21 protein-coding genes and 2 tRNA genes are annotated in these 21,325 nt (G+C 62.8%); 12 read left to right on the top strand and 11 right to left on the bottom strand.

Annotated elements, in window-relative coordinates; translation table 11 throughout:
• Positions 1-4: 4 nt before the first annotated feature.
• A complete protein-coding gene (locus H4I92_RS12175) occupies positions 5-697 on the top strand; it encodes an arylesterase (protein WP_077530850.1) in 693 nt (230 codons plus the stop codon).
• Here the strand turns inward: H4I92_RS12175 and H4I92_RS12170 are convergent.
• The gene (locus tag H4I92_RS12170) at positions 694-1,671 is read right to left on the bottom strand and encodes a YheT family hydrolase (RefSeq protein ID WP_077530849.1); all 978 of its coding nucleotides are present in this window, start codon (positions 1,669-1,671) and stop codon (positions 694-696) included. The genes H4I92_RS12175 and H4I92_RS12170 overlap by 4 nt on opposite strands.
• 241 nt (positions 1,672-1,912) lie before the next feature.
• Here H4I92_RS12170 and H4I92_RS12165 point away from each other — a divergent pair, with 241 nt between their 5' ends.
• The 3 genes from H4I92_RS12165 (at position 1,913) to H4I92_RS12155 (ending at position 4,054) form a co-directional block, all read left to right on the top strand.
• Entirely contained in the window at positions 1,913-2,860 is a 948-nt protein-coding gene (locus tag H4I92_RS12165; protein WP_077530848.1) for an esterase/lipase family protein, read from the top strand.
• A 60-nt stretch (positions 2,861-2,920) separates the two neighbouring features.
• The gene (locus tag H4I92_RS12160) at positions 2,921-3,958 is read left to right on the top strand and encodes a lipase secretion chaperone (protein ID WP_077530847.1); all 1,038 of its coding nucleotides are present in this window, start codon (positions 2,921-2,923) and stop codon (positions 3,956-3,958) included.
• A gap of 20 nt (positions 3,959-3,978) precedes the next feature.
• Positions 3,979-4,054 (top strand) — tRNA-Asn (locus tag H4I92_RS12155).
• Between the two features lie 4 nt (positions 4,055-4,058).
• Here H4I92_RS12155 and H4I92_RS12150 read toward each other — a convergent pair.
• Positions 4,059-4,721 carry a haloacid dehalogenase type II gene (locus H4I92_RS12150; RefSeq protein WP_077530846.1) on the bottom strand — a complete coding sequence of 221 codons (663 nt, stop codon included), beginning with the start codon at positions 4,719-4,721 and terminating at the stop codon, positions 4,059-4,061.
• Positions 4,722-4,732: 11 nt separating this feature from the next.
• Positions 4,733-6,031 (bottom strand): M18 family aminopeptidase, encoded by a 1,299-nt coding sequence (locus H4I92_RS12145; protein WP_077530845.1) that lies wholly within the window; start codon positions 6,029-6,031, stop codon positions 4,733-4,735.
• An 83-nt stretch (positions 6,032-6,114) separates the two neighbouring features.
• Here H4I92_RS12145 and H4I92_RS12140 point away from each other — a divergent pair, with 83 nt between their 5' ends.
• Both H4I92_RS12140 and H4I92_RS12135 read left to right on the top strand, forming a co-directional pair.
• Complete coding sequence (locus H4I92_RS12140; RefSeq protein WP_143512677.1) at positions 6,115-6,609, top strand: hypothetical protein; 495 nt, start codon at positions 6,115-6,117, stop codon at positions 6,607-6,609.
• A gap of 87 nt (positions 6,610-6,696) precedes the next feature.
• The gene (locus H4I92_RS12135) at positions 6,697-7,314 is read left to right on the top strand and encodes an outer membrane beta-barrel protein (RefSeq protein WP_077530843.1); all 618 of its coding nucleotides are present in this window, start codon (positions 6,697-6,699) and stop codon (positions 7,312-7,314) included.
• 15 nt (positions 7,315-7,329) lie between these two features.
• On the opposite strand, the gene rlmKL is transcribed toward H4I92_RS12135, so the two are convergent.
• Positions 7,330-8,844 (bottom strand): bifunctional 23S rRNA (guanine(2069)-N(7))-methyltransferase RlmK/23S rRNA (guanine(2445)-N(2))-methyltransferase RlmL, encoded by a 1,515-nt coding sequence (rlmKL, locus tag H4I92_RS12130; RefSeq protein WP_080506802.1) that lies wholly within the window; start codon positions 8,842-8,844, stop codon positions 7,330-7,332.
• A 311-nt stretch (positions 8,845-9,155) separates the two neighbouring features.
• Here rlmKL and rmf point away from each other — a divergent pair, with 311 nt between their 5' ends.
• Entirely contained in the window at positions 9,156-9,368 is a 213-nt protein-coding gene (gene rmf / locus H4I92_RS12125; protein WP_077530841.1) for a ribosome modulation factor, read from the top strand.
• A 179-nt stretch (positions 9,369-9,547) separates the two neighbouring features.
• Here the strand turns inward: rmf and H4I92_RS12120 are convergent, their stop codons facing one another.
• Positions 9,548-10,573, bottom strand: coding sequence for a quinone-dependent dihydroorotate dehydrogenase (locus tag H4I92_RS12120; RefSeq protein ID WP_077530840.1), 1,026 nt, complete (start codon positions 10,571-10,573; stop codon positions 9,548-9,550).
• A 435-nt stretch (positions 10,574-11,008) separates the two neighbouring features.
• On the opposite strand from H4I92_RS12120, the gene H4I92_RS12115 reads away from it, so the two are divergent.
• On the top strand, positions 11,009-12,214 hold the full coding sequence (locus H4I92_RS12115; RefSeq protein WP_077530839.1) for a cation diffusion facilitator family transporter: 1,206 nt from the start codon (positions 11,009-11,011) through the stop codon (positions 12,212-12,214).
• Between the two features lie 211 nt (positions 12,215-12,425).
• On the opposite strand, the gene uvrB is transcribed toward H4I92_RS12115, so the two are convergent.
• On the bottom strand, positions 12,426-14,453 hold the full coding sequence (uvrB, locus tag H4I92_RS12110) for an excinuclease ABC subunit UvrB (protein ID WP_077530838.1): 2,028 nt from the start codon (positions 14,451-14,453) through the stop codon (positions 12,426-12,428).
• A 108-nt stretch (positions 14,454-14,561) separates the two neighbouring features.
• Between uvrB and H4I92_RS12105 the strand changes: the two genes are divergently transcribed.
• From H4I92_RS12105 to H4I92_RS12090, 4 genes are all read left to right on the top strand, one after another.
• Entirely contained in the window at positions 14,562-15,746 is a 1,185-nt protein-coding gene (locus H4I92_RS12105; protein WP_143512675.1) for a pyridoxal phosphate-dependent aminotransferase, read from the top strand.
• Positions 15,747-15,783: 37 nt separating this feature from the next.
• Positions 15,784-15,859, top strand: a tRNA-Asn gene (locus H4I92_RS12100).
• A gap of 56 nt (positions 15,860-15,915) precedes the next feature.
• Entirely contained in the window at positions 15,916-16,482 is a 567-nt protein-coding gene (locus H4I92_RS12095) for a nucleoside 2-deoxyribosyltransferase (protein WP_077530837.1), read from the top strand.
• A 160-nt stretch (positions 16,483-16,642) separates the two neighbouring features.
• A complete protein-coding gene (locus H4I92_RS12090; protein WP_077530836.1) occupies positions 16,643-17,005 on the top strand; it encodes a translation initiation factor Sui1 in 363 nt (120 codons plus the stop codon).
• Here H4I92_RS12090 and pyrF read toward each other — a convergent pair.
• The 5 genes from pyrF to rpsA form a co-directional block, all read right to left on the bottom strand.
• Positions 17,002-17,697 (bottom strand): orotidine-5'-phosphate decarboxylase, encoded by a 696-nt coding sequence (gene pyrF / locus H4I92_RS12085; protein WP_077530835.1) that lies wholly within the window; start codon positions 17,695-17,697, stop codon positions 17,002-17,004. The two genes, H4I92_RS12090 and pyrF, sit on opposite strands and share 4 nt — an antisense overlap.
• 15 nt (positions 17,698-17,712) lie before the next feature.
• Positions 17,713-18,882, bottom strand: coding sequence for a lipopolysaccharide assembly protein LapB (gene lapB / locus H4I92_RS12080; RefSeq protein WP_077530834.1), 1,170 nt, complete (start codon positions 18,880-18,882; stop codon positions 17,713-17,715).
• Positions 18,879-19,184, bottom strand: coding sequence for a lipopolysaccharide assembly protein LapA domain-containing protein (locus tag H4I92_RS12075; protein WP_077530833.1), 306 nt, complete (start codon positions 19,182-19,184; stop codon positions 18,879-18,881). The genes lapB and H4I92_RS12075 overlap by 4 nt, the downstream gene beginning before the upstream one ends.
• Before the next feature lie 18 nt (positions 19,185-19,202).
• A complete protein-coding gene (locus H4I92_RS12070; protein WP_479694241.1) occupies positions 19,203-19,517 on the bottom strand; it encodes an integration host factor subunit beta in 315 nt (104 codons plus the stop codon).
• Positions 19,518-19,616: 99 nt separating this feature from the next.
• Positions 19,617-21,302, bottom strand: a complete 1,686-nt coding sequence (rpsA, locus tag H4I92_RS12065; RefSeq protein WP_077530831.1) for a 30S ribosomal protein S1 — start codon at positions 21,300-21,302, stop codon at positions 19,617-19,619.
• Positions 21,303-21,325: the final 23 nt, after the last annotated feature.

Genomic DNA, 21,325 nt, shown 5'->3' with positions numbered 1-21,325 from the left:
GTCTATGACAGCAGTGAATCCTAATCGCCACGCCCATCGTGGTACACCCTCAGGGAATACGCATCGCAGCCTTTCCGGTTCATTCGCGTTCGCCCTCGCGCTTGGCCTCTTCATCCTGCTGCTCCCCGCAGCGGCCCCGGCGAACACCCTGGTGGTCTACGGCGACAGCCTGAGTGCCGCCTACGGCATCGCCGAGGAGGACGGCTGGGTCAGCCTGCTGGAAGAGCGCATGGCGCAGGAGGCACCGGAATGGGAGGTGGTCAATGCCAGCATCAGCGGTGAAACCACCGATGGCGGGCTGCGCCGGATCGAGCGGATGCTGGAAGCCCAATTCCCGGAACTGGTCATCCTGGAACTCGGAGGCAACGACGGACTGCGCGGCAAGGATCCGGGCACCATCCAATCCAATCTCACAGCCATGGTCGAGCGCATCCGGGACGAGGGCGCCAGGGTATTGCTGGTTGGCATTGAGATTCCCCCGAACTACGGGCGCACCTATACGGATGCGTTCCGCCAGCAGTACCGGAATCTCGCGGAAAAGAAGGATCTGGCCTTTATCCCCTTCCTGCTTGAGGGCATCCACAACAAGGAAGGCATGATGCAGGACGACGGCATCCACCCCACTACCAAAGCCCAGCCTCTTATCCGGGACCGTGTGTGGGAGGCACTACAGCCGCTGCTGGCGGAAACGGACTAGTCCAGGGACTCCAGGAACCGCATCGCCCGCCACTCGGACCAGTAATGCCCGTTGCGCTCATCCCCCACAAAGCCCACATGGCCGCCGTAACGGGGAACTTCCAGCCGGATCCGGCGGTTGTCCATCACCTCCGCGTGGGGGTAGCTGCCGGGGCTCAGAAAGGGATCATCCGCCGCGTTGACGATCAGCGCCGGCACCCGGATGCCCCCCAGGAAGCGGGTGCTGGAGCAGCGGTACCAGTAGTCCTCGGCGTCCCGGAAGCCGTGCAGTGGCGCGGTGTACTGGTCGTCGTACTCCGCAAAGGTTTTCATGCGGTCGAGCCCCTCCAGGGGGATGAGATCGGGATAGAGCTCATGCTTGGCCCGGACCTTGACCCGCAGCTCATCCATGAAACGGCTCATGTAGAAGCGGTTGGCGGGCTTGGCCAGTTCCCGGGCGCTGCCTGCCAGATCGCACGGCACCGAGAAGACCGCGGCACCCCGGATGCGGGGATCCAGTGATGCCCCACGCTCCCCCAGGTAGACCAGGGTGACGTTACCGCCCATGCTGAAACCGCCCAGCGCGATGCTGTCATAGGCCGGCGACTCAGCCAGCGCCCGCTCCACCACCAGCGAGAGGTCGTCGCTGGAACCGCTGTGATAGAAGCACGGCTGGCGGTTCATCTCGCCGCTGCAGGAGCGGAAGTTCCAGGCCAGCACATCCCAGCCGCTGGCCAACGCCGCCTGCACCATGCCCAGCATGTAGGGGCGGCGGCTGTAGCCCTCCAGTCCATGGCTGAGGACCAGCAGCCGCCCGTTGCCGCGCTGGTACCAGTCAAGATCCAGGAAATCGTCGTCCGGCGTCTCCAGGCGCTCTGTGGTATCCGGCACAAAGTCGATCCGGCGGAAGAGCGTGGGCCAGACGGTCTGCAGATGGGGATTGCGGAGCCACACCGGAGGCTGGAACTGCTCGTTGCTGCGGTTTTTCTGCGTCATGGGAAGCGAGTGTATCGACTCGCCCGGTCCCTCAGGAAGTGCTTTTGATCCGTCTGGGCCTGTGATCCATGTCACCGGGTTACATAATGCTCCGCATTTTTACCAGTTCAGATAACACGATTCCACAAAGAGCACTGCCCTTCCTCTTCTCCTTGTGCTTGGATGAAATCTGGACAAGGCGTGCTGGCGATAGTACACGCCCCCTGAATGGTTATTCGACAAACAACAAAAGGAAATCGATATGACCTTCCGGAAACAGACCGCAACGGTCTTCACGGGCACGGCTCTCGCCCTGACCCTCGGCGCCCACAGCGCAAGCGCTGGCTTCCTCGACAGTCTCTTCAGCTGGGGTGATGACCAGGGCTACACTGAAACCGAATACCCCATCGTTCTCGTGCATGGGCTCTCCGGTTTCGATGAGCTTTTCGGGTTCGTCGACTACTTCAACGGTGTTCCGGGCGCACTGGCGGAAGACGGCGCCGACGTCTACGTCCCCCAGGTCTCGGCCGCGAATTCCACCGAGGTGCGCGGTGAACAGCTCCTGGCCCAGGTCCAGGAGATTGTCGCTACCACGGATGCCGGGAAAGTGAACCTGATCGGCCACAGTCACGGTGGTCCAACGGTCCGCTACGTAGCCGGCGTTGCGCCGGACCTGGTCGCCTCGGCCTCCAGTGTCAGTGGCGTGAACTGGGGTACGCCCGTCGCGGATGACATGGCCAGCGGCGAGCTGGATGGGCTCGGTGACATTGTATTCAGCATCGTGGACGGAGCCTCCGGTGGCGGCCTGCCACAGGACACCGGCGCGGCCATTGAATCACTGACCACGGATGGCAGCGTTGCCTTCAACCAGGACTTCCCGGCAGGGGTTCCATCCGAGTACTGCGGCAATGACGGCGCCGGCGAAGTGAACGGAGTCCGTTATTACTCCTGGGGCGGCGACGTGATCAAGACGAACCTGGCCGACGTCAGTGACCCCCTCCTGGCCGCAACCGGCACCCTGATCGACGAGCCCAATGACGGTCTGGTGCCGGCCTGCAGCATGAAGCTGGGTGAGGTGATCAGCGTGGGGTATGACCTCAACCACCTGGACACGGTGAATCACCTGTTCGGCATGACCTCGCGCAACGCGGCGGATCCGGTCGAGCTGTATCGCCAGCAGGCCAACCGACTCAAGCAGGCCGGACTCTGATCCTGCCTTCCAGAGCACACCCCGGCCTGTAACGGGCCGGGGTTACCGGAGTACTCTGACATGGGCATCAAGCATGGACTTTGGCCCGGCGCAATCGCCGGCACTATCACGTTCGTTTTCAGCCTTTACCTTCTGTCCCCGGAAAGCCCCGAAGCGCCTTCCCCGGAGGGGTCGGTAACAACCCTGCAACCCTCAAACCCAGAGCCGGAGGTGGACGGCAACCGCAAGCCCACTGAAACCGCACCCCGGGAGCTGCCCCTGGATGAGACGGTGGAGGGCATTGCCATTGACGGCGCCATCCGCGTGGATATGAACGGCAACCTGGTGTACGACCGGGATCTGCGCCGATTCATGGACTTTTTCATCGGTCTGACCCAATCCCCCGAGGACGAAGCCGCAATGCGGGAGCGCATGCGCCAGGCCATGAGAGAGAAGGACGTTCCGGAAACCATCCGCCAGGACGTCATTGACACCCTCAATCGCTACCTGGACTACCGGAAAGCTGCGGCCAACCTGGAAACCCGCATGGGCGAAGCAAGCCCCGAGCGGATGAGGAACGTGCTGAAGGACCTGAAGCAACTGCGCCGCAGCCACCTGGGCGAGGCCATGGCCGAGGGCTTTTTCGGGCGCGAACAGCGACGTATCGAGAACCAGCTGGCCCGCCAGCGGATCCAGTCCAACCCGGACCTCAGCACCGACGAGAAGCGTGAACGCATTCTGGAGCTTGAGGAGAATCTGCCGGAATACGCACAGCAGGTGCGGGAGCGCTCACGAACCTATACCAACCTGCGGGAAAAAACGCGCCGGATGCGCGAGGAAGGCGCCAGTGATGCGGAAATCCATGCCCTGCGCACACGGGAACTTGGTGCCGAAGCGGCCGATCAGTTGGCGGAACTGGACGATCAGCGCGCACAGTGGCAACGCAGGCTGGAACGCTACCGGCAGCGGAAGCAGCGCATCCAGGACAATGACAACCTGACCCGGGCTGACCGGCGCAATGTACTGGAGAAGCTGCGTTCGGAGCATTTCGATTCGGAGGCGGAGCGCCGCCGCGCCCGGGCACTGTCGCGGATTGACGCCTCACGCCAGGATGGGTAGTATTCGCCCTCTCCTGCTGCTCCCCGATAGCTCAGTTGGTAGAGCACCTGACTGTTAATCAGGTTGTCGCTGGTTCGAGCCCAGCTCGGGGAGCCAATCTTCAGCCCAGTACTCCGGGCAGCTCGGTCAGATCCCCTATGACCGCATTGGGCTCAAAGCCCCAGTCCTCGAAGACCATACCCGGCTCACGCTTCACCCAGATCGCCATCAGTCCGGCGGAACGGGCCCCGATCACGTCCCAGCTGTTGCTGGAGACCAGGCACAGTGGCGCCTCGAATGCCCCCGTGGCCCGGCGCGCATAGGCATACACCGCCGGATCCGGCTTGAAGCTTCGGATATCGTCCACGGAAACCAGCCCCTCAAGATGCTCGCGCAGCCCATTGTGCCCGAGTACTTTCTCGAGCGCCGGATAGGTGCCGTTCGAGAACGCGAACCGCCGGTATCCAGCCACGGCCCGGAGCCCTTCCTGCGCATCCGGAAACGCCGGCAGTTCCAGGAAGGACTGGATCAGGGCGTCCTCGCGCTCGCTGTCCAGGCTCAGGCCGTGAACGCGGAACGCGGTCTGCAGCGCCTGCCGGGTGCAGGTCCCGAAATCCTTGTAGCAGCGCATCAGGCCACGCCGGAAGGCGTACTCAACCTGCTTCTCCCGCCAGAGCCGGCTGACGGCATCCGCCGCGTCCCCTGCATCCTGTCTCAGATGCACCACCATGCCGGAGGGATCCACCAGGGTTCCGTAGACATCAAATGCCAGCGTCAATGCCATCGTTGCCTCACTCAGTCCCAGAGACTGTCCAGTTCAAAATAGCGGCGCAGCACACGGTAGAGCGTGTGCGCGTCACGGTTGCCCGCCATCTCCCGGATGGAATGCATGGCGAGCTGGGGAACGCCCACATCCAGAGTACTGATACCAATACCCGCGGCGGTCAGGGGGCCAATGGTGCTGCCGCAGCCCATGTCGGAACGCACCACGAAAGTCTGGCAGGGCACCCCGAGTTCGCCACTCAGGTGCCGGAAAAGGCCACTGGTGCGGGTACTGCTGGCGTAACGCTGATTACGGTTGATCTTGATCACCGGCCCCTCATTCATCACCGGGCCGTGGGCGTCGTCGTAGTGGTCCGGGTAATTGGGATGGATGGCATGGGCATTGTCGACGGACATCATCATGGAGCGGGCCAGTGCCCGATGCCGGTCCTCGCCTTCGACCCAGCGCTGCAGCACGGATTCCAGCAGGGGCCCCTGGGCGCCCTCGGCGGTCATGCTGCCCACTTCCTCATGGTCGTTGAACACCGCCAGGGCTGGCTGGGTGCCGTCCGAGGCAAGCAGCGACTGGACGCCCAGCCAGCAGCTCAGCAGGTTATCCAGCCGTGCGGAGGTGATGAACTCCCCGGCCATACCCACCCGGGCCGGAGCCTGGGTATCGTAGAGACAGATCTCGTGCTCCAGCACCCGGCGCAGGCTGATCTCCGGCTGGTCAGCCCGCAGCTGCTGCGCCAGAAGCTGGGCGAAATCCGTGTCCGGATGCTCCGCGGTGAGCAGGGTCACCGGCGGCAGGTGCTGCTGGCTGTTGATGCTGCGGCTGCTGTTGGCATCCCGGTCCAGATGGATCGCCAGCGAGGGGATCACCGCCACGGGCCGGCGGAAGTCCACCAGGGCGTCTCGTCTGCGGCCCTGATCGTCCTCATAGGTCACCCGCCCCGCCATGGACAGATCCCGGTCGAACCAGGGATTGAGCAGCGCCCCGCCATAGACCTCCACGCCCAGCTGAAGGCAGCCGTTGCGGCGGATCTCGGGGTTGGGTTTGACGCGCAGGCAGGGGCTGTCCGTGTGTGCGCCCATCATGCGCCAGCCGGCCTCCACCGGCGATCGCCGCCCGGTGTGGAAAGCCACGAGCGCCGACCCATTGCGCACCACGTAATAGCCCTGCCCGGCCTCCAGCGACCAGGGCTCGCCCTCGTCCAGGCGCTGGAATCCGGCCGCTTCGAGCATCCCGGCCATGTTGTCTACGGCATGCCAGGGCGTTGGGGACTGCCCCAGAAATTCGAGCAGGCCCTCGTTGAAGGTGTTCAGTTCCATGCGGGCTCCCGTCTGCGTCTCGCCTCAGAAAGTGTACGGGTTTACCATTGGGCCCCACCAGCATAGCGCAGGATGAGACCCCCATGCGGATTCCACAGTTTCTCAAATTCGAGTACGACGACAACGGGCCGCGGCTGTTCCCCACTGCCGTGGCCTGGTCCCTGAGCGACGGCCGGATCAAGTACGTCATTATCCGCCCCGAGGACGACTGGCTGGCGGAGGACCTGGACGAACGCCTGCTGGATGACGAGTTCTTCCGTGAAAAGGGCGTGGCACCGGTGGACGTGCTGCGGGAAATGAACGAGGACCTGGGCGAGACCACGGTATTCTCGGACGGCCTGGACCCGGACGACCAGCTGCTGGATTTCCTGTGCGAGGCCCTGGGCATCCAGGCCGGGTTCGAACTGGCGCCCATGACCGCCCTGCTTCACCATGAGAGCTTCGAAAGTCTCAACGACCGTTACCAGGACATCATCCTGCGCGAGACCCTGGATGCCAGCGTGGCCGAGAACGCGGTCTACGCCCAGCTCCTGCTCGCGCGCGAGGAAGGGCTGACCGACCCGGATTCCTCCGGCTGAACGCGGACTTTGTGACCGGTTTCGACGACAACGCGCTCCAGGTGGGTGACAATCCGCGGCAATTCAGCGCCACGGATAAGCCAGCCTATGCGCCGCATTCCCGTTCTCCTGACCTGCACTGCGCTCCTGGTGGCCACCAGCCTGCCGGCCATGGCCCAGCAGAGACCGCAGCGCCCCCAGCAGCCGGAAGCTGAAAGCAAGGCCGGCGAGTACTATCTCGGTGTGACCGGCTCGCACTTCCGGCACAAGAACCTGAGTGACGGCAACGGCAAGACCACCGTCACCACCTCGGGAATCGTGATCGGCAAGTTCCTGAATGACTACGTCAAGGTCGAGGCACGGGGTGGCGCGGCGCCCTCTCCCCAGGAAGAGACCGCCGACCTGGAACTGGACATCGACTACTACGCCAGCGCCTACATCGGCGTCTACTACCACTGGACAATGTTCTCACGCGCCTACGCGCAGTTCGGAATGAGCCATGTGGAGACCACGGCCACGCGCACCAGTGAGGACGACGACGGCAATGTGACCGTGACCGAGGAGCCCTACCTCGACACCAGCATGAGCCGCAGCTGGCTGGTGGGCACGGATGTGGATTTCATTGGCAACTCCAGTCTGTTCGTGGAATACGGCCAGCTGCACCAGGACACCACAACAAGCATCCGCATCCGCCAGTGGAACGTCGGCCTGCGGCTGGACTTCTGAACCACTTGTCCGGTTTCAGCGCCTGACGTACTCGTAGGACACGGCACCGGGGTCAATACCCAGCACATCCGGTGCCACTGCCAGTACCTCCGCAAGCCTCTGGCGCGCCGCCTTCTCCGGTACCGAGGCAGGCGGCGCGTATTCCATAATGGTCAGTTGCTCCCCGGTCTGGGTAATGCGCACCGCGTATTCCGGTATATCCGCGTCATAGAGGCAATGGCTCTCGTCGGGCGCCTGATTGATCTTCCGGCGCAGGTGGCGCCGGTTCTTGCGCAGCCGGTTGGCCAGCATCGCGGCCCGTTCCTCGTTGTGGATCGCGGGCTCCGGGATGCCCGTGCGCACCTCTTCCAGCGACTGCTCCGGCTGGCGGAACTCGCTCTCCCGGATGTCGAACAGCAGCAGCGTGGTTTCCAGTGAGCCGTTGTAGAACCGGTACTGGCGCCGTGAGCGCAGACCCAGTTGATGCCCCAACTCCGATTCCGACAACAGCAGCCCGAAGCGCCAGCCCACAGCCTCGCTGCGGAGCCGTTCCCCCAGGATCCGGAACAGCTCCGCCGCCCGCTCCCGGGACTCCAGCCGGTTGCCGTAGGGCGGATTGGTCAGGATCAGGCCGGTTCTCGCCTTCTCCGGCATACGCCAGTCCGCGACGTCGCATTTCTCCACATGGATCCGGTCACTGAAGCCGGCGCGCTCGATGTTGCGCCAGGCCGCAGCCACCACGCGGCCATCCATGTCCGTACCCCTGAAACGGACCCGACTGTTCGCCAGCCCCCGTGCCCGGCGCTCGTCCGCCTGCGCCTGCTGCTCGGGCCAGCCTTCGGTGCTCCCCGGCCACCCCTCAAAGGCAAAGCCACGGAACAGCCCGGGCGCGGTATCCGTCGCCATCATGGCAGCCTCCACCAGAATGGTCCCGGAGCCACAGAAAGGGTCCGCCAGATCCCCACCAGCGCTGGCCACTTGCGGCCACCCGGCCCGGTACAGAATGCCGGCGGCCAGGGTTTCGCGCAGTGGTGCCTCGCCGGCCTCACTGCGGTAGCCGCGCTGATGCAGGCTGGCACCGGCCATATCCAGCCCCAGCTCCAGCTGGCCCTGCCGCAGTCTCGCCTGTATCGGCAGATCCGGTTGATCGGGCGTCATGACCGGCTCTGTTACACCCTGGCTGCGGACCCGTTCCATCAGCCCGTCCTTCACGCACTGGGCGCCGAAGCGCGGACTGAGAATATCGCCGTGGGTGCCCTGGAAGCGGACCCGGAAAGTCATCTCCGGGCGCAGCCACTCTTCCCAGGGAATGGCTTTCGCCGCCTGCCGCACGGTGTCCGCGCTGTCCGCCGGGGCCCGGTGGAGATGGAGGATGACCCGGCTCGCCAGGCGCGACCACAGGCATATACCACGGGCACCGGCCATATCCGTCCGCACCCAGAGCCCGGCGGACGCACGCCCGGTCACCTCTATACCAAAGGCGGCCATCTCATCCGCCAGCAGTTCCAGAAGGCCCCATGAGGCGGTTACAAAAAAATCATTGGTCTTCAATTCCACGGATCCTTGGCGTTTGTGCCCGTCACAGAAGGGTTATTGGCGTCGCCAATCAGAACCCTGGGCATGATTGGTTTTATCTGGGTATACACTGCTCAGATTTTGCGCTTTACTGACTATGACGCGTCAATGACACCGCCTGTGAAGATCAGGCGGCAAGGGCCCTGACAGGATCGATCCATCCGCCAACGCCCCTGAGCGGATCACCGTCGGTTTCACGCTGCCGACAGACCGCGACGGGTGCTCATCCAAGGGTGGCGGACTCGTGCGCACGCTCATGACCGACATGACCACATGAGGTAAAGAGCATGAAAAGACAGAAGCGAGACATGTCAGCCCGCGCCTACAAACGCGGTTACATGGCAGGTTTGTCCGGCAGATCCAAGGAAATCTGCCCACTGGATAAACCGGAGACCCGTCAGGAATGGATGAACGGGTGGCGGGAAGGTCGGGAAGACCATTGGAGCGGACTGACACAGGGTGTCTCCTCAATACACAAGATGCCGAATCTGACAGCGTGAAGCGACTGCCGCGAGGCGGCCGACCCGTAAAAACCTGAAAGCACTGCATGCCACCGTAAAGGGGCTACAGACCTGAGGGGGCCACCCGCCCCCTGACACATACAGAGACTCCATCTCTGCATACGCGAAAAGGGGACCACTCGTCCCCTACGGGCCCGCCAGAGCGGGCCCGTTTTCGTTCAGGCCCCGGAGCCCCCCTCAATGGCGCGCACGCAATCCCCGACCAGTTTCGGCCCCCGATAGATGAGCCCGGAATACAGCTGGACCGCCGAGGCCCCAGCCCGGATCTTGGCAAGCGCCCCCGCACTGCTGGTAATACCGCCTACCCCGATGATGGGGAAATCCGCCCCCAGTTCTGCACGCAGCTGGCGGATCACCGCCGTGGACGGTTCCGCCAGCGGACGACCGCTCAGACCACCGGTTTCCTCGCCCTGTGGATCCCGCAGCACCGCCGAATGATCCACCGTGGTATTGGTGGCGATGACACCATCCATCCCCACCCCGCGCAGCGTCTGGGCCATAAAGCGGACAGCGGCTTCATCCATGTCCGGCGCCACCTTGACCGCGATCGGCACGTAATGGCCCATGGACTCGGTTAGCGCCAGCTGCTTCTCTCGGATCCCGGCCAGCAGCGACCGCAGTGCATCCCCGTGCTGCAGATCCCGGAGACCCGGTGTGTTGGGAGAGGAGACGTTGATGGTGAGATAGTCCGCCAGCGACCACATGCGTTCAATCCCGGCGAGATAGTCATCCAGAGCCTGATCCGCCGGGGTATCCTTGTTACGGCCCACATTGATCCCCAGTATGCCGCTGTAGCGACTGGCGCGGATGTTGGCGGCCATGGCCTCGAGGCCATGGTTGTTGAAGCCCATGCGGTTGATAATGGCCTCATGGGCCGGTAGCCGAAACAGCCTTGGCTTCGGATTCCCGGGCTGCGGGCGCGGGGTTACGGTGCCGATTTCCAGGAACCCGAACCCCAGTTCCCCCAGGGCATCAATGTAGCGCCCCTCTTTGTCCAGGCCTGCGGCCAGCCCTACCGGATTCGGCAGGGTCAGCCCCATCACCTCAACGGGCGCAGCAGGGGGTGCGGGCCACAGACGCCCGAGAAGCCCGGTTCCCGCAACCGCTCGTGCCGATTCCAGCGCCAGCCAGTGGGCCGTCTCTGGAGGGAGCCGGAAAAAAAGGGGGCGCAGGGCCTGGTACATTGGGGATCACCGGGGTGGTTTTCTGCTGTAAAGCCAGCAGTATACAGGAATGGAGGCGGTGGCCGTTAAGCGCTTTCCGTGTCAGAGCGATGACAGAGGCATGACCTTTTCCACGGAATCTGTGGAAAACTCTGTGAATTTTTTTGTGGCAAACCGCCAGACCGCCTGCCAATGGCGGAGATCTGCAGATTGTACATTTTTTAACCAATAATTTTTCTTTTATTTTTCAGTTATTTATAAAGGTGCGTGCGCTAAGTCCGGCTTCTGACAGCATTTTGCGAATAACTGGATCCAGCACCACTTCTGTGCATAAAATCAACCCCGTTCCTTACCATTGAAGAATGAAAGGGTTGGCCAGACCATTTACACTGCGCCCTGTCCCCGGTCGCCGTATCCGGGTTATCCTGAGCGCGCCCGAGAGAAGCAGTGCGGTTTATGAATGCATCTGAAGACACAGCCCTTGACCGTGCGCCGGAAAGCGAGCTCCAGTCCGCGCGCAGGGTAACCCTCGTTGGGCTCGTTCTCGACGCCCTTCTGGGCGTGGTGAAGGTCATCGTCGGCTTTTTCTACAATTCCTATGCCCTGATCGCGGACGGCGTCCACTCCTTCTCCGATGTCGCCTCGGACATCATGGTACTGGTGCTGTTCCGCATCTCCCGTGAGGAGCCGGACGAAGACCACCCCTATGGTCACGAACGCTTCGAGACACTGGGCGCCGTTATTCTTGGCAGTGCCCTGATCGCACTTGCCGGCGCCCTGGCCTGGGAAGCCGCGCAGCGGGTCATGAGTTCCGAACTCGGCGTGCCCGGATGGCCGGTACTGGTCGTGGCCGGTGCTGCCGTCCTCGGCAAGGAATGGATTTACCACTACACCCTCAGGGTTGGGAAAGCCATCCGCTCCGACCTGCTGGTGGCCAACGCCTGGCACAGCCGCACTGACGCCTTCTCCTCCATCGTGGTGATGCTCGGCGCCTCCGGGGCCATGCTCGGCTACCCCTGGCTCGACGCCGTCGCCGCCTGCGGCATCGCCGTGATCGTCGCCCGTGTGGGCTGGCACCTCGCCTGGGACAACGTCAAGGAACTGGTGGACACCGCCATGCCGGTGGAAAAACAGCGCCACCTGCGCGAAGTCGCCGAAGCCACCGAAGGGGTCCGCTCGGTGAATGCCATCAAGAGCCGCCGCATGGGCTCCGACTTCCTCCTCGACATCCACCTCCAGGTAGACCCGGAAGTCAGCGTCTCCGAAGGCCACGAGATCGGCGTGCGTGCCGAGCACCGCCTGCTCGAGGCCGTGCCGGACGTGCGCGAGGTCACCTTCCACATCGACGCCGAGGACGAAGCCGTCCAACAGAACGTCCACGCCGCCATCCTGCCCTCGCGCAGCGCCGTGGCCAACGAACTCGAGGAACGCTGGGGCGACCTCATCAACTTCCACAACACCTGCCCGCCCCGGCTGCACTACCTCTCGGACGAAGTCTCCGTGGAGCTCTACCTGGAAAGCCGCACGGCGGTGAACGAGGACTCCCGCGACCAGCAGTGCCTCACCTGCCAGCTCAAGTCCCGCACGAAAGACCTCCCCTGGATCGGCGACATCCGCATCTGGTACGCCGACGAATTCCGCACCGGGCCGAACCAGAACTGATCCACCACTCTCCCCCGGCAGGAGCGGCGTCCCGAGACACGCAATGAAAACAAACTCGGTGTTCAGGGGAGCAGGGGATGCTCGGAGGGAAGCTCTGGAGCCATGGATGGCGGAAGAGCAGCGTACAGGGATGTATTTACAGCGTTTCCCGGAGAGCATCCCCTGCTCCCCTGAACGCCAGGCAGCCTATCAACAGGCTTGAGACAACACCTCAGCCATACCTTAAAGCCGCCTCCTTCAACTTATTCGCCTCATCCCTGAGCCGAGCCGCCTTCTCAAACTCCAGATTCGACGCCGCCTTGTACATCTCATCCTCAAGCCGATCGATCTCCTTCAGCATCTGATCCGCATCCTTGCCATGCACATCCACCGAATACTCCGCCGACGACTCCGCCACCTCGCGGCTGCCGTCACCCCGCTTACGCTGAACATGCACACCCTCCATGATGTCCGCCACCTTCTTGTCCAGCCCCTTGGGCGTGATCCCGTGCGCCTCGTTGTGAGCCATCTGCTTCTCGCGCCGGCGCTCCGTCTCATCAATGGCGCGACGCATCGAGCCCGTCTCACGGTCCGCGTACAGGATCGCCTTGCCATTCACATTCCGGGCCGCACGCCCCATGGTCTGGATCAGGGACCGGTCCGAACGCAGGAAGCCCTCCTTGTCCGCATCCAGGATCGCCACCAGTGAGACCTCCGGCATATCCAGCCCCTCACGCAGCAGGTTGATGCCCACCAGCACATCAAACTCACCCCGGCGCAGGTCGCGTACAATCTCCACACGTTCCACCGTGTCCACGTCCGAGTGCAGATAGCGCACCCGCACATTGTGCTCCTCCAGGAAATCCGTCAGATCCTCCGCCATGCGCTTGGTCATGGTGGTTACCAGCACCCGTTCGCCCGCCTCGGCGCAGCGGCGCACCTCCGAAAGCAGATCGTCCACCTGGGTCGTGGCCGGGCGCACCTCGATCTCCGGATCCACCAGCCCGGTCGGCCGGACCACCTGCTCGGCCACCTGCCCGGCATGCTCGGCCTCGTACTTGGCCGGCGTCGCCGAGACAAAGATCATCTGAGGCGCCATGCGCTCCCACTCATCAAAGCGCATGGGCCGGTTATCCAGCGCCGAGGGCAGCCGGAATCCGTACTCCACCAGCGTCTCCTTGCGCGAGCGGTCGCCCTTGTACATGCCACCGATCTGGGGAATGGTCACGTGGGACTCGTCGATCATCAGAAGCGCATTGTCCGGGAGGTAGTCGAACAACGTGGGTGGCGCCTCGCCCGGCTGGCGCCCAGACAGATAGCGCGAGTAGTTCTCGATGCCGTTGCAGTAGCCCAGCTCCAGCATCATCTCCATGTCGTAACGGGTACGCTCCTCCAGCCGCTGGGCCTCCAGCAGCTTGTTGTTGTCGCGCAGCTGCTTCAGGCGCTCGTCCAGTTCCTCCTTGATGGAATCCACCGCGTTCAGGATCTTCTCGCGCGGCGTCACATAGTGCGTCTTGGGGTAGATGGTGACGCGCGGCACGCGCTGGATGACTTCGCCCGTCAATGGGTCGAACCAGGCAATGTTCTCCACCTCGTCATCAAACAGCTGGATGCGCACCGCCTGGTCCTCGGACTCCGCCGGGAACACATCGATCACCTCGCCCCGCACCCGGTAGTTGCCCCGCTGCAGCTCGGTCTCGTTGCGGGTGTACTGCAATTCCGCCAGCCGCCGCACAATGTCGCGCTGGTCCACCTGCTCGCCCCGGGTCACGTGCAGGATCATGCGCAGGTAGGACTCCGGGTCGCCCAGGCCGTAGATGGATGACACGGTCGAGACGATGATCGCGTCCGGGCGCTCCAGCAGGGCCTTGGTGGCGGAGAGGCGCATCTGCTCGATATGCTCGTTCACCGAGGCGTCCTTCTCGATGAAGGTGTCCGATGCCGGGACATAGGCCTCCGGCTGATAGTAGTCGTAATAGGACACGAAGTATTCCACCGCATTGTCCGGGAAGAAATCCCGGAACTCACCGTAGAGCTGGGCGGCCAGCGTCTTGTTGTGGGCCATGATGATGGTCGGGCGCTGCACCTGCTCGATCACCTTGGCCATGGTGAAGGTCTTGCCCGAGCCGGTAACACCCAGCAATGTCTGGTGCATCAGGCCGTCATGGATGCCCTCAACCAGCTTCTCTATCGCCTGGGGCTGGTCACCCGCAGGCTCAAAATCCGAAGCCACTCGGAATGTCAGGTCGTCTTTCGACATAGGGTTGCGTCTCTTTCGGATCCCGGGGATCGCACATGGCGGGAATGCTCATGCTATCATGTTCCCAACGTTGTTCCGGCACACCGACTTTTCAACAGGAGCCCGAGTTTGAGCGCGCAACTGTCCAACCGCGTCCAGCAGATCAAGCCCTCGCCCACACTCGCCATTACCAGCAAGGCAGCCGAGCTGCGCGCTGCCGGCCAGGACATCATCGGCCTGGGTGCCGGCGAGCCCGACTTTGACACCCCCGACCACATCAAACAGGCAGCGGTCGACGCACTCAATGCCGGCAAGACCAAGTACACCCCGGTCGACGGCACGCCCGAGCTCAAGGACGCCATCATCGAGAAGTTCCGCCGGGACAATAACCTGACGTACGAACGCAACCAGATCCTGGTCTCCTGCGGCGGCAAGCAGAGCTTCTTCAACCTGGCCCTGGCCCTGCTCAACCCGGGCGATGAGGTTATCATCCCGGCACCCTACTGGGTCTCCTACCCGGACATGGTGAAGATCGCCGAGGGCACGCCCGTCATCCTCGAGAGCAGCGCCGAAACGGGCTTCAAGGTCACCGCCGAGCAGATCCGCAGCGCCCTGACCGAGCGCACGAAACTGGTCGTGATCAACAGCCCCTCCAACCCCAGCGGCAAGGCCTACAGCCGTGAGGAACTGGCCGCCATCGGCAAGGTGCTGGAAGAGCGCCCGGACGTCATGATCGCCACCGACGACATGTACGAGCACATCCTCTGGAACGGCGACTTCGTCAACATCGTCAACGCCACGCCCTCACTGAAGGACCGTACCTTCGTGCTCAACGGCGTCTCCAAGGCCTACTCCATGACCGGCTGGCGCATCGGCTACGCCGCCGGCCCGGCGGACGTGATCGGGGCCATGAAAAAGATCCAGTCCCAGAGCACCTCCAACCCGGCCTCCATCTCCCAGGCCGGCGCCACCGCCGCCCTGAACGGCCCGCAGGACTGCGTCGGTGAAATGCTCAAGGCTTTCAAAGAGCGCCACGACTACGTGGTCAAGGCCCTGAACGAGCTGCCAGGCGTGGACTGCATCGAGAGCGACGGCACCTTCTACGCCTTCCCAGGCTTCCAGGGCGCCATCGAGGCAACCCCGGGCGTGAGCAACGACCAGGAACTGGCCGAACACCTGCTGAAGGAAGCCGGCGTCGCCCTGGTCCCCGGCTCCGCCTTCGGCACGCCGGGCCACATGCGCCTGAGCTACGCCACCAGCATGGACAACCTGAAAAACGCCATCGAGCGCCTCGGGAAAGTTCTGAAGACTTGACGAAGGGGCCAAGCGCCCCTAATATACGCAGCGCTTATCCCCGATAGCTCAGTTGGTAGAGCACCTGACTGTTAATCAGGTTGTCGCTGGTTCGAGCCCAGCTCGGGGAGCCAAACATCGCAAAAAGCCGCTCCACGGAGCGGCTTTTTCTGTTTCAGGGGTCTGAAAAATGGCAAGCATCTACCTCGCGGGACCGGACGTCTTCTTCCCCGAGACCATCCGCAATCGCATTGAAGCCAGCAAGAAGGCCATCCTCGCCGAACACGGCCTCGAGGCCCTCTCCCCCTGCGACAACAAACTGGACCTCGACAACGCCAGCAACCCGGCCCAGCTCATCTACGAGGCCAACCGCGCCCTCATGAACCAGGCCGACGGCCTCATAGCCAACCTCACCCCCTTCCGCGGCCCCAGCGCCGACGCCGGCACCATCTTCGAACTCGGCTTCATGACCGCCCTGGGAAAACCCGTGAGCGCCTACACCACCTGCACCACCCCCTATAACCAACGGGTTTCAGGGGGCTCAGAAACCGACGGCAACGGCATGCTGGTTGAAGGATTCGGCCTGTGCGATAACCTGATGCTGGACTGCGGTATTGAAGCCAGTGGCGGGACTTTTGTTTCCGGATCACTCGAATGGCGAAGCGAGGGATTCACGCCGGAGGAATGCTTCGATGAGACGATTTTCAGGGAAGCGACAAAAGCAATTGCGCTCAAGCTTGGTACTCTGAGCGAATAGCAACACAGTTTAAGTGGCAGGGTGTGGTAATCCTAAGCGGGAAGCTCTGGAGCCATGGATGGCGGAAGAGCAGCCTACAGGGACGTACTCGTGGCGATTCCCGATTAGGACTACCACAGCCTGTCACCCGCAGAAACGCACCAGTCTGGAGACAACACCAATGGGCAGGAACAAAGAAGGCGGCCTCGTCTACTCCACCGAAGCAGGCGGCAAAACCTGCCCCGAATGCCGCCACCCCCTCGACCAGTGCCAGTGCAGCAACGAAACCCGCTCAACCACCAGCGACGGCACCGTCCGCATCCAGCGCGAAACCAAAGGCCGCAAAGGCAAGGGCGTCACCCTGATCACAGGCCTCGACCTCCCCGAAAAAGACCTCAAGGCCCTCGCCAAAACCCTCAAGGCCAAATGCGGCACCGGCGGCACCATCCGGGAAGGCGTGATCGAAATCCAGGGCGACCACCGGGACACCCTGCTCGCTGAACTCGAAAAGAAAGGCTGGAAAGCCAAAAAAGCTGGCGGTTAGACGCCCGCCAGCTCCTGCTCAATGGCCGCAAGCGCCGCCATCGGATCCTCCGCCCGCGTGATCGGCCGGCCGATCACCAGATCATCACTACCCGCCGCAACCGCCTTTGCCGGCGTCATCACCCGCTGCTGATCCCCCTGGACCGCGAAAGCCGGCCGGATCCCAGGCGTCACGAGCCGAAAATCGGGTCCCATGGACTCACGCAACGAGGACACCTCGGCCGCCGAGCAAACCACCCCGTCCAGACCGGATTCGCCCGCCATGGTAGCCAGGCGGTTAACCGTCGCCCCGGCACCGCTCTCCCAGCCAATCTCCCGGATCTCGGCATCCGTCAAGCTCGTCAGCACCGTTACCCCGATCAGAAGCGGCCGGTCGTCGCCGACATTTTCCAGCTCGCGTACACAGGCTTCCATCATCCGGCGCCCGCCGGAGGCATGCACATTCACCATCCACACCCCCAGCTCCGCCGCCGAAGCCACAGCAGCCGCCGCCGTATTCGGAATATCATGGAATTTCAGATCCAGAAAGACCTCAAACCCACGCCCCTGCAGGGCCTGCACAAACCCCGGACCGAAACGGGTGAACATCTCCTTGCCCACCTTGAGCCGGCAGCGGGCCGGATCCAGCTGATCCACCAGCTGTAATGCCTCCAGACGATCCGCAAAATCCAGCGCAACAATGATTGATGCCATCAATGACTCCCGTGACTACTCGCCCTCGACACCCTGATAGGGCTCGACGGTTTCCCAGTTCTTGCAGCTCGGACACAGCCAGTGCAGCTGCTGGCCACCAAAACCACAGCGGATGCACTGGTAGGCCGGCCGGTTCTCCAGCAACCGCTGCCCGACCTGTCGTACCAGATTCGGGGTGGTCCCTTTTCGCGGTTCCTGCCCTTCCTCCATTTCCAGAAGATGCATAAGGGCCCTGAGGCTCGGGCGCTGCTGCAGTTCACCGTGAAGCAGGTAGAGCGCGTGATCCCGCGAGTTGAAACGTTCCTCCTCCTCCGCGAGGCAGAGCAGAAGGGTGGTCGAAGGGTGGTCCCGGTAGATCCGGTGCAGGCGCCGGCGAAGCTTACGCTCCACTCCGAACTCCCGGGCCAGGCTGACCAGGCGCCGCACCGCCTCCGGACCAAAGGCCGGATTCTGGTCGAACACCTTGAAAAGCAGCTGCTGCGCCTCGCGCCAATTGCCGCGCTCACGCGCCAGATCCGCCAACAGCAGGCTGGCACGGACACACCCCGAGTCGTGAGCTAGAGCCTGCTCCAGAAGCTCCCGTGGGTCCGGAACCCGGCTCACTGCCCCCTGATCCGAAGCCTGCTCGCACAGAAGATGGGCAAGCTGCTTGCGGATTTCCCGGGTATCGCTGATACCCACCAGGGTGCGGGCCACTTCCACGGCCTTCTCCCAGTCCCGCTCGCGCTGATAGATCAGTACCAGCTGCTCCGCCGCCCGGGCGCCGTAGGAGCGGGTACCCAACAGCTCATGCAGCAGCGCCTCGGCCCGGTCCAGAAGTCCGGCCGCCAGGTAGTCCAATGCCAGTTCGTAGGTCACCTGGGAGGAATAGCGCCCCGGCAGTTCCGGTCGCGCCAGCAGGTTCTGGTGGATCAGGGTTGCCCGTTCGACCTCACCCCGGTCACGGAAGTGGGCACCTATGGACAGGTGGAGATTCACCGTCTCCCGGTTGACCTCCAGCGAGTCCAGGAAGGATTCAATCGCCTCGTCGGAATAATTGGTAAACAGGAACTGGAGACGTTCCCGAAGCCGGTCCTCATCATCAATGGGAGCGGGTGAGGCCTGCCGGCGCAGCCGCCAACGCCCGAGCGCCCAGCCGATGCCGACTGCCACCGCCAGCAACAGCCACTGCAGGATGGTGTTCATTCAATACTCTTGATTGGATCCCGTTGCAGTCCACGAGATTGCTGTTCAGACCTGCGAAGCTTCCGTTCCGCCCGCCGGCGCCCGGCCCTTGCCCGCATCAGCGGTACCAGCATGGCGGCCGCCCCCAGCAGGGCGCCCACGATCAGCGTAAGCACCAGGACCAGCGCTACGCTGATCGGCGGAGTCTGCACCAGCAGCAGATCCAGCACCACCTCCTGGCGGTTGCTGAAGCTGAACAGCATCGCCGCCAGTCCCAGCACCAGCGCCAGCAGAACAAGAACAATACGACGTATCCTGGCCATCCGGCCCTCCCTGCCGGATCAGTAGCCGGCCTTCATGCTGTCATTGACCTTCTCGCGCAGATCCTTGCCCGGCTTGAAGTGGGGGACATACTTTTCGGGCAGGTTCACGGATTCACCGGTCTTGGGATTGCGGCCCACCCGTGGCGCCCGGTAGTGCAGGGAAAAGCTCCCGAAACCGCGGATCTCGATCCGCTCCCCTTCGGCAAGGGACTGGGACATATGATCAATGATCGTCTTGACCGCCAGCTCCACATCCTTACCGGAAAGCTGGGACTGTTTCGAGGCGATCACTTCTACCAGTTCGGATTTTGTCATGGTCCTGTCCTTCCTCACAGGTTCAGCAACGCCTTCAGTTTAGCGAACCTGATGAAAAAGACAAAAAAAACGGGCTGTTACAGCCCGTTTTTTTAACACTTTACAGCGGAACCGGCATCAGCCGTTGTCGTTCTGCTGCATCTGCTCCTTGATCAGGTCACCGATGGTGGTGGCGCTGCTGCTGTTATCAGCCTTTTCGCGCACATCCCGCATGGCTTCCTTGTCGTCCTCTACGTCCTTGGACTTGATCGACAGGTTGATTACGCGGTTCTTGCGGTCAACGCTGATGATCTTGGCTTCCACCTCATCGCCTTCCTGGAGCACGTTGCGTGCGTCCTCAACCTTGTCACGGCTGATCTCGGAGGCCTTGAGCGTGGCTTCCACCTCTTCGTTCAGGGTGACGGTCGCACCCTTGGCGTCAACGCTGCTCACGGTGCCTGTAACGATGCTGCCACGGTCATTGACCTGGGTGAACTCGGCGAAGGGATCGCTCTCGAGCTGCTTAATGCCAAGCGAGATGCGCTCACGCTCCGGATCCACGGACAGGATGACGGTTTCAACCTCATCGCCCTTCTTGTACTTGCGCACCGCTTCCTCGCCGGTTTCGTTCCAGCTGATGTCGGACAGGTGCACCAGGCCGTCGATGCCGCCCTCAAGGCCGATGAAGATGCCGAAGTCCGTGATGGACTTGATCTTGCCGGTAATCCGGTCGCCCTTGTTGTAGTTCTGGGAGAACTCTTCCCAGGGGTTCGGCTGGCACTGCTTGATGCCGAGCGAGATGCGGCGGCGTTCCTCGTCGATATCGAGAATCATCACCTCGATCTCGTCGCCCACATCCACAACCTTGGAGGGATGGATGTTCTTGTTGGTCCAGTCCATCTCGGAGACGTGTACCAGACCCTCGACACCCTCTTCCAGCTCGGCGAAGCAGCCGTAGTCGGTCAGGTTGGTGACCTTGGCCGGCACGCGGGTGTTCTCCGGATAGCGGCCCTTGATGTTGACCCACGGATCCTCGCCCAGCTGCTTCAGGCCGAGGGATACACGGTTGCGTTCACGGTCGAACTTGAGGACCTTGACGTTGATCTCGTCGCCAACGTTCACGATCTCGCTCGGATGCTTGATGCGCTTCCAGGCCATGTCCGTGATGTGCAGCAGGCCGTCGACACCGCCCAGATCCACGAAGGCACCGTAGTCGGTCAGGTTCTTGACGATGCCCTTGATTTCCATGCCTTCTGTCAGCGTCTCGAGCAGCTGCTCACGCTCGGCACTGTTCTCGGCTTCCAGCACGGCGCGGCGGGAAACCACCACGTTGTTGCGCTTGGCGTCGAGCTTGATGACCTTGAAATCCAGCTCTTTGTTCTCGAGGTGCGTGGTGTCGCGCACCGGGCGGACGTCGACCAGGGAGCCCGGCAGGAAAGCCCGGATACCCTTGAGGTCGACGGTGAAGCCGCCCTTGACCTTGCCATTGATCACACCCTTGACTGCTTCTTCCGCCTCGAAGGCCTTCTCCAGCTCCTTCCAGGCTTCAGCGCGCTTCGCTTTCTCGCGCGACAGGCGGGTTGCCCCGAAGCCGTCTTCCACGGCGTCCAGCGCCACGTCAACCTCGTCGCCTGCCGCGACTTCCAGCTCCCCGTTCTCGTTGTAGAACTGGGAAACCGGGATGATGCCCTCGGACTTGAGTCCCGCGTTGACCGTGACCCAGTCACTGTCAACGTCCACAACCGTGGCCTTGACAATGGACCCCGGCTGCATATCAATGTCTTTCAGGCTCTCTTCAAAAAGTTCCGCAAAGCTTTCGCTCATTGTGTGTCCTATGTGATCAATAC

It is taken from the genome of Vreelandella halophila (assembly GCF_019903425.1).
Classification (GTDB): Bacteria; Pseudomonadota; Gammaproteobacteria; order Pseudomonadales; family Oleiphilaceae; genus Halospina; species Halospina halophila.
The sequence above is the reverse complement of the archived record's forward strand: the minus strand, read 5'-3'. Positions and strand labels throughout refer to the sequence as shown.